At 73.7% G+C, this 7,891-nt stretch carries 9 protein-coding genes; 2 read left to right on the top strand and 7 right to left on the bottom strand.

Annotated elements, in window-relative coordinates:
- On the top strand, window positions 1–973 hold a 973-nt coding region (locus tag ACXJKG_RS17315), incomplete at its 5' end, for a PA14 domain-containing protein (RefSeq protein WP_456846981.1).
- 6 nt (window positions 974–979) lie between these two features.
- Here the strand turns inward: ACXJKG_RS17315 and ACXJKG_RS17310 are convergent.
- From ACXJKG_RS17310 to ACXJKG_RS17300, 3 genes are all read right to left on the bottom strand, one after another.
- Window positions 980–1,399 (bottom strand): transferase, encoded by a 420-nt coding sequence (locus tag ACXJKG_RS17310; protein ID WP_456846980.1) that lies wholly within the window; start codon window positions 1,397–1,399, stop codon window positions 980–982.
- A gap of 75 nt (window positions 1,400–1,474) precedes the next feature.
- Window positions 1,475–2,203 (bottom strand): DUF5995 family protein, encoded by a 729-nt coding sequence (locus ACXJKG_RS17305; RefSeq protein ID WP_456846979.1) that lies wholly within the window; start codon window positions 2,201–2,203, stop codon window positions 1,475–1,477.
- Window positions 2,200–3,030 (bottom strand): hypothetical protein, encoded by an 831-nt coding sequence (locus ACXJKG_RS17300; protein WP_456846978.1) that lies wholly within the window; start codon window positions 3,028–3,030, stop codon window positions 2,200–2,202. The genes ACXJKG_RS17305 and ACXJKG_RS17300 overlap by 4 nt, the downstream gene beginning before the upstream one ends.
- A 129-nt stretch (window positions 3,031–3,159) precedes the next feature.
- Here ACXJKG_RS17300 and ACXJKG_RS17295 point away from each other — a divergent pair, with 129 nt between their 5' ends.
- Entirely contained in the window at window positions 3,160–3,792 is a 633-nt protein-coding gene (locus ACXJKG_RS17295; protein WP_456846977.1) for a 4'-phosphopantetheinyl transferase family protein, read from the top strand.
- Here ACXJKG_RS17295 and ACXJKG_RS17290 read toward each other — a convergent pair.
- The 4 genes from ACXJKG_RS17290 to ACXJKG_RS17275 all read right to left on the bottom strand — a co-directional run.
- Complete coding sequence (locus ACXJKG_RS17290; protein WP_456846976.1) at window positions 3,789–4,808, bottom strand: DUF2278 family protein; 1,020 nt, start codon at window positions 4,806–4,808, stop codon at window positions 3,789–3,791. The two genes, ACXJKG_RS17295 and ACXJKG_RS17290, sit on opposite strands and share 4 nt — an antisense overlap.
- Window positions 4,809–4,833: 25 nt before the next feature.
- Window positions 4,834–6,111: a hemopexin repeat-containing protein gene (locus ACXJKG_RS17285; protein ID WP_456846975.1), complete on the bottom strand. Its 1,278-nt coding sequence runs from the start codon at window positions 6,109–6,111 to the stop codon at window positions 4,834–4,836.
- Window positions 6,108–6,446, bottom strand: coding sequence for a CU044_2847 family protein (locus ACXJKG_RS17280; protein WP_456846974.1), 339 nt, complete (start codon window positions 6,444–6,446; stop codon window positions 6,108–6,110). Before ACXJKG_RS17280 ends, ACXJKG_RS17285 begins: the two co-directional genes overlap by 4 nt.
- Before the next feature lie 10 nt (window positions 6,447–6,456).
- Window positions 6,457–7,891 (bottom strand): CHAT domain-containing protein (locus tag ACXJKG_RS17275; RefSeq protein WP_456846973.1); only part of this gene is annotated, 1,435 nt, incomplete at its 5' end.

Genomic DNA, 7,891 nt, shown 5'->3' with positions numbered 1-7,891 from the left:
GGTCTACGGCTTCAACCGCTGGTCCGACGGCTCGTCGTCGGCAAGCCGCACCTGGACCACCCCGACCGTCGCGACGACGCTCACCGCGACCCTGGGGCTGCGCGGCCTGCAGGGCACGTACTTCAACAACCAGGACTTCACCGGCGCCACGGTGAACCGGCTCGACCCGACCGTCGGCTTCAGCTGGGCGACCGCATCGCCCATCGCCGGCATCGGGGCGGACACGTTCTCCGTCCGCTGGACCGGCGCCGTCATCCCGCGGTACTCGCAGACGTACACGTTCTCGACGACGTCCGACGACGGCGTGCGGCTGTGGGTCAACGGGACCCGCGTGATCGACCAGTGGAACGCGCACTCCAGCCGGGTGGACAGCGGCACCGTCGCGCTCACCGCCGGCGTCCCGGTGCCCATCGTGCTCGAGTACTTCGAGGGCACGGGCAACGCGGTCGCGCAGCTGCGGTGGTCGAGCACGTCCCAGGCGCAGGAGCTGGTCCCGACCGACCGGATGCGCCCGTACTACGCCGTGAACATGCAGCCCGCCGGCCGGCCGGTGCCCCCGGGGTACGCGCCCGACACGGGCGCCGTGCTCGCCCAGCGGGCGTCCGGCCTGACCTACGGCTGGAACGCGGACACCTCGGTAGCGACCCGCGACCGCGACTCGGCCGTCTCCCCCGACCAGCGGTACGACACGTTCACGTTCATGCAGATCGCCCCGAACACTGACGCGCGCTGGGAGCTCGCCCTGCCCAACGGCACCTACAGCGTGCGGCTGGTGGCGGGAGACCCGACGTCGTTCGGCACCATCCGGATGGCCGCCGAGGGCGTGCTCGTCGCGAGCGGCACGACCAGCGCGGCGAAGCCCTGGATCGACGCGAGCGCTCCGGTCACCGTCACCGACGGACGGCTGACCATCTCCAACGCGGCCGGCGCCTCCGGCAACAGGCTCGCGTTCCTCGAGGTTCGCCTGCTGTAGGGCCCGCTACGCGGCGATCCCGTAGGCGCTGTGCCCGCGTCGCGCGACGACGGCGCCGTCCCGGACCACCTGGTCCGCGGCGACGAGCGCCCGCGGCTCGATCACGACCGACTCCCCCACGCGGGCACCCGAACCGATCCGGGCCCGCGCACCCACGCGCGTCCCCCGGCCGAGGTGGGCGTTGCGGTCCACGACCGCGCCGGCGCCGAGCACGACGTCGACATCCACCCAGCTGCCGGGTCCCACCCGTGCCCCGTCGTGCACCACGGCACCCGCCTCGACGTAGGAGGTCTCGGCCAGCCAGGCGCGCTCGTGGACCCGTGCGGCCGGCGAGACCAGCCCGCCGCCGTTCGGGTGCCGTCCGTAGCGGACGATCTCGCCGCGGTCGTCCTCGAACTCCACCTGGCCGGTTCTCCGTCGCGTCATGGTGCTCCTCACCGTCTGCTCATCCTGGTTCTCGGATGACATAACGAACGAGGGGTCGCCGGGATTCCAGGCCGGTCAGGCCCCCGGGAGCACCACGCCGAACCCGCGGCGGGCGAGGGTGATCAGGACGGGTCCGGGGGCCACGAGGTCCCGCACGCGGTCGGCGCACAGGGCCTCCAGCTCGGCCAGCACCTCCGCGTACCGTCCTTCCCGCCGAGCCCGGTCCAGCACCGCCGCGTTGCGCCAGACCTTGCCGCGGGCCTCGGCCAGGAACCGCCGGCTCGCCGCCCGGTTGGCCGGCCGCAGGAGCCGGTCGAGCAGCGTGACCCGGGACACCGCCCCGAGCTCGTCGTCCTCCGCACCGACCCGCGCCTGGAGCACGGTGTCGAGGTGGAGGTGGTCGGCGCCCCGGCTGCGGACGAGCTCGGGGTCGTCGAAGTCCGCCGCGCTGATCACGGCGACCAGGGCCTGCGGGAGGTCGTAGTTGATGTGCGCGTTGAGCCCGAACAGCACGTGGCGCAGCGGCGGGAGGTCCGGCGGGGCACCGAAGGCCACCGTCCACGGGCCCGAGACCGGCAGCCCGGCCCGGTCGGCCGCGAGCGCGTCGAGGTAGAGCTCCGCGAACACCAGGTCCCAGCGGGTGACCCACGCGGCGTCGGCGAACCCGCCGGCGGCGATCTCGGCGGCCACCGCCTCCGTCGTGCGCAGGTACGTGGCGTGGAACCAGCGCCGCACGTCGTCGTCGAGCAGGGCGAGCTCGGCGCGCATGCGCTCGAGCAGCGGGTCCAGCCCGGCCTCCGTCACCGCGAGCGCCGTTCCATCCGCACGTACAGGGCCACGGTGAGCACCGTGAGGCCGACGAAACCGACGACGACCAGCCAGGTGAGCGGGCCGGCCGGGTCCAGCTCGGCGCGCGCCCGCACGCCGGCCACCAGCAGGAGCACGAGCATCACCAGGGCGACCTGCACGGGGATCCGGGCACTGCTCCAGCGTCGCTCGCGGAACGCGCCGATCCCCGCCGAGCCCAGGCAGAAGACGGCGCCCATCACCCGCGCGGTCAGCGGCGTCAGGGGCCACGGCCAGATCGTCACGGCCGCCGCGGGGACGACGAACAGGAACAGCCCGGTGACCAGCGCGAGCGCGCCCACGGCGCCGATCGCGCCGGCGGCCGGACCCGGCAGGAGCAGGTCGGTCTGCGAGGCCGGGGCGTCGTGGGGTCGGTTGCGCCACCACACCCAGGCGATGAGGAACGGCGTCGTGAGATAGAGCAGGACCCACAGCCAGAACGCGACGTGGTCGTGGCTGAACGTGTCCCAGTGCAGCACCGTCGCGACGCCCATGAGCGTGGCGAACAGCCCGACCGGTGGGAAGCCGGCCTTGATCGTGTGCCATCGCGACGCCCGCGCGGCGCGGACGAAGAAGTACGCGCCGCCCAGGTACGCGGAGCCCAGGACCATGGCCGTCAGGGACGACGCGATCGTCCACGCGAAGAGCCGGTCGGTGTCACCGGGCCACGGGTACAGCACGGCCCAGGCCAGGAGCAGGAACGGGACGATGATCGCGGACACCACGCGCGTGGCGCGCAGGACGCGGTCGTCCGGCGTCGTCGTGCGCAGGACCTCGGCCGCCACCCAGACCTCCGGGTCGGACGGCGTGGGCGGCCCTGTGGGCGTCCGTCGGCTCGCGTCCCGACCCGGTCCCGCGGGCGCTTCGCAGTCTCGTCCCCCACGCAGGGGCCGTCAACGGCCAGACTGCGGACCATGATCGAACGGGTGCTGCCCGACGGCGTCGAGGCGGCCGAGCATGCCGGTCCCCCGCTGCCCGCGCCCCTGTTCCCGGAGGAGGAGCCGGGCGTCGCGAACGCCGTCCCCGCCCGCCGGGCCGAGTACGCGGCCGTCCGCGACTGCGCCCGCACGGCCCTGCGGCGGCTCGGCCTCGACGACGTCGCGGTGCCGGCCGGGCCCGATCGCGCACCCGTCTGGCCCGACGGCATCGTCGGCAGCATGACGCACTGCGACGGCTACCGCGCCGCCGCCGTCGCGACCGCCCGCAGCTGGCGGGGCATCGGTATCGACGCCGAGACCCGGGCCCCGCTGCCGCCCGAGGTCCTCGAGCTCGTGCTGAACCCCGCGGAGCGGGCTGCCCTCGAGCGCACGGACCCCGCGCTGTGCCTGGACCGGGTCGCGTTCTCCGCCAAGGAGTCCGTCTACAAGGTCTGGTACCCGCTGACACGCTCGTGGCTGGGTTTCGAGGACGTGCACGTCCGGCTCGGCGACGGCACGTTCGTCGCCCACCTCGTGCCCTCGGGGCTGGGCACGCGCGTGGTGCACGGCCGGTGGGCCGCCGACGAAGGGCTCGTCGTCACCGCGGTCGCGCTGCCCCAGACCGGCTAGAACGCGACCGTCCAGCCCTCCCGGTGCGCGTCCGCACCCGTGTACGCCACGCCGTCGACCTTGAGGCCGGCCGGGTCGAGGACGCTGACCAGCCCTCCGCCGTTGCCCAGCTGCACCGGCGGCGCCAGCGGCACCCGGGCCGCCTCCCCCGGCCCGAGCACGGGCCCGGTCAGGACGATCCGGTGCTTGGCCGCGTCGGCGACGGCCCACCCCGACAGGTCGATGGGCGCCGCCGTGACGTTGACCAGCGTGACGGTCTCCTGCTCAGGCGCCGCCCCGGGCCCGTTGACCATCGACGCGACCACCCGCACCCGGCGATCGGTGATGACCGGCTCGGTGTCCCCCGGGAGGACGAGCGACTCGAGCGCGTGGCCGGTGGCGTCGTCGGTGTGCCAGGCCTGCGACTGGAACGCCAGGAACACGGCCACCCACTGGTCGGCGCCGGCATGGTGGATCAGCAGCGCGCCGTCCTGCCACGGCCCGTCGTCGTCCTCGAACCGCCCGCCGTTGCCCTGGTTCATGTGGATGTCGTGCACGCCGGCGCCCGGCAGGAACCCGAACGCCTTGTCGGGCTTGTCCGTCTCGGGTCCCCACGGCTCCCCGAACAGGTACACCCGCGACTGCGGGTCGCGGATCGCCCGCCCGACGTGGTGGTCGAGGGCGTCGGCGAGGTCGTTGTCGGCGTCGGGCAGGTCGGGCGGCAGCAGGCGCATCGCCGCACGGTCGAACAGGTTGCCCCGGATGAAGTCGATGCCGCCGCCGTCGGGTCCGGGCGCGATCGGCGACCAGCCGCTGGGCCGCGCCGCAAGCCCGGCGGTGACCGGGTGGTGGAAGTCCTCGGAGACGAACGTGAGCAGCTCGGACGGCGTCTGCTGGGACTTGACGTTGATCGAGGCGCGGTACTGCACGCCCGCGTCGTCGGCGAGGTGCACCTGGAAGTGCGGGGTGTCGGGGTCGGGCTCCCGCACGCTCGCGAGGGCTCGGCCGGCGAGGACCCCGTAGGCCTTGAGGGGCATGGCGGTCTCCGGTTCGGTGGATGGGTCAGGCGAGCAGGGCGCGGACCGCCTCGGGCAGGTCCGCGGAGTCGGGGGCGAGCACGACGCCCGGGACGGAGCCCTCCAGGACGACGATCCGGTCCTGGAGGAAGCGCATCTGGGCGTCGGTCAGGTCCCTGACCAGCGTCGACGTGGGCACGCCGGCCGCGGCCGCGACCGAGCTCGCGTACGAGACGGGGTCGTTGCCGTCGCTCGCGGGGGCGTACTTCTGGAACGCCGCCGTGATCGACAGGTCCCGGTATCCCCCGCCGCGCAGGAACGCCGCGATCGCGTCGTAGCCCGCCTGGTACGTGGGGAAGATGAGGAACTGGTGCCAGTTGAACTTGTCGCGGTACTGGCCGTAGTCGGTGCCCCCGGCGACGCCCGTGAGGTTGCCGGGGTTGTTGTTCAGCCACGCCTGCGAGCCCTCGCGGCTGCGCATCTGCGGACGCCCCCGACGGATCTCCCCGCCGGCGTGCACCACAAAGTTGAAGATCTCCTCGCCGTGCCCCTGGTAGTCCGTCGCGGAGGCCGAGCCGGGGAACCAGGCCTGCCGGGGGATGTCCTGCGCGGTCGACACCTGGCCGTTCCAGTACCAGACGTGGTCGCCGGGCCCCAGCTTCCCCGACGGCGTCGTGCCGGCCGTCGCGCCGAGCTTGATCCACAGCGCCTGCACGGTGTCCCCGAACCCCGCGTCCCCGAGCCCGGCCCACCCGCCGGCGATCGGCTGCGGGTACCCCGCGTCCACGGCGTCTCCGGCCACGTCGTAGCGCACGTAGGAGTCGCCCCTGAAGAAGTAGACCTTGCCGTTGTTCCACACGCACGCCGCGTCGAGCCCGTCGGCGAACCCGGCGTCGGCCAGGCCGGTCCAGCTGTCGGCGATCGAGCGCGGGTAGCCGTCGTCGGCGCGGTCGGCCGCGATGTCGTAGCGCAGGTAGGAGTCGCCCCGAAAGAAGTACGCCTTGCCGTTCCCCCAGTTGACCGACGCGTCGAGCGACTCGGCGAACCCCGCGTCGGCCAGCCCCGGCCACTGCTCGCCGATGCTGCGCACCGGGCCGTCCACGGCGTTGCTCACCTGGTCGACGCGCACGTACCCGTCGCCCTTGAACAGGTAGACGCGGCCGGTGCCGAGGTCGAGGGCGGTGTCGAGGTCCGTGTCGAACCCGACGTCCGTCAGGCCCGACCACCCCGCGCCGATCGCCCGCGGGTAGCCGGCGTCGGCCGCCTTCGCGTCCACGTCGAACCGGACGTACTGGCTGCCCCGGAACACGTACGCCTTCGTCATGCCGTCCCCCCTGCCTTCTTCCACGTCAACGTCACCTTGAAGTTCGCCGCCGAGCTCGCGCCCGCGACGAACGCCCCGACCTCGGCGCTCATCTGGATGCCGAACTCGACCTCGATCTCGTCGGGGGTGTCGACCGGGGAGCGCAGCTGCGCCAGCATCGAGCGGACGGCCGGCTGCACGCGGGCCAGCGCGTCGTCGAAGGACTGCTGGACGCGTTGCACGACCTGCGAGTCGCCCAGGCCACGGGTGACCATGCCGGGAACCCCGGCGTCGTCGTCCACCTGCACCACCACGTCGGCCCCGTCGGCCGTGCTGAACGTCACCAGTCGCGTCATCGTCGTCTCCTCACGAGCCCGGTCGCAGCGTGATCGTCGCGGCGAACGCGCCGCTGTTGCCCTCGAGCCCGATGTCGTTCACGCCGAGGAACACCTCACCGTCGGTGGTGCAGACGTACGTCGTCCCGGTGCCGACGAAGAAGGGCTGCTGGGGGTCGACGTGGCCGATCAACCCGGCGGTCGGTGCATCGGGCAGCCCGACGACGTTGTACGCGTGGTAGGCGGGGTTCGTGAGGCCCTCCGGCCCCACCTGCCCGCTGGCCGACTGCTCGTGCATGATCGTGCCGCCGCCGACGATGTCGAGCGTGTCGCCCGTCAGGCACGCCAGCCCCATGTYGGTCCACTGCTGCGTCGCCGGCACCTCGTGCTGCACGGTCACGGTCTCGCGCACCGGCACCGCCGGGGTCGAGGCCTGCGCCGTGGTCGAGGTGGACGGTTGGTCGGTCGTGCCGGTGTCGCCGTTCGGCAGCAGGGCCAGCACCGTCGCGATGCCGCCGGAGGCGATGAACGCCGCGATGCCGCCGCCGATGAGGCCGCGGTGCGTGCGCTTCTTCGGCTCGGGGTCGACCGCGTCCGGGAGTACCGGCGGGGGTGGGGGCGGCGGGGGCGGGGGCGGAGGCGGAGGCGGGGGCGGTGTCGGCACCGCGGTCGCGTCGATCTCGAACAGCCGCGTGTCGCCGCCGCGGACGTAGAGGACGGGCGTGACCCACTCGAGCGTGCCGCGACCCGTGCCCAGAATCCCGATGCGCCCGCTGCGGACCGCCTCGTCGACGCTGCGCCCCTGCGCGATCGCCATGTAGAACGACCGCGCGAACGCGACCGCTGCGACGTCGCTGACGGCGAACTGCATGGCGGCGACCGCGTGGATCCCGCTGCGCACCAGGGCCGCCGCGGTCCCGGAGAACGGGTCGACCGCCCCGACCGCTCCCGACTGGCACGAGTTGAGCACGACGAGCTGCGGGGTCACCTCGGCCTCGTCGAGCAGGTCCGCGAGGCTGCTGGCCTCGACGTAGTCCGCGCGGCCGTCCTTGCCGACGAAGGCGAGCACCCCCTCGTCGGTCTCGGCGTCGTACCCGCCGTGGCCGATGAAGTGCAGCACGTGCCAGCGCCCCTGCAGCAGCGCCGCGTGCACGCCGTCCCAGGACACGTCGTCGAGCCACGTGAGCTCGACCCGGCCGGACGCGACGTGGGGCCCCAGCGCCTCCTCGAGCCGCTGCCGCTCGTCGTCGACCTCGAGCCGCGCGAGCCCGGAGGGCGACGACACCATGCCCAGGATGCGCAGCGGCGGCTGGAGCAGGAGCGTGTCCGGCTTGAACGACGACGGCGCCGGCACGTGCCGGACCAACGGCTCCTTGCGGCAGACGTACGCGCCGGCCTCCGGGTCGAACAGCGTCTCCCACGGCACGCCCGCCAGCCCGGGAGCGGTCAGCCGCAGGAGCACCTGC

It is taken from the genome of Cellulomonas sp. P5_C6, from assembly GCF_054049635.1.
The sequence above is the reverse complement of the archived record's forward strand: the minus strand, read 5'-3'. Positions and strand labels throughout refer to the sequence as shown.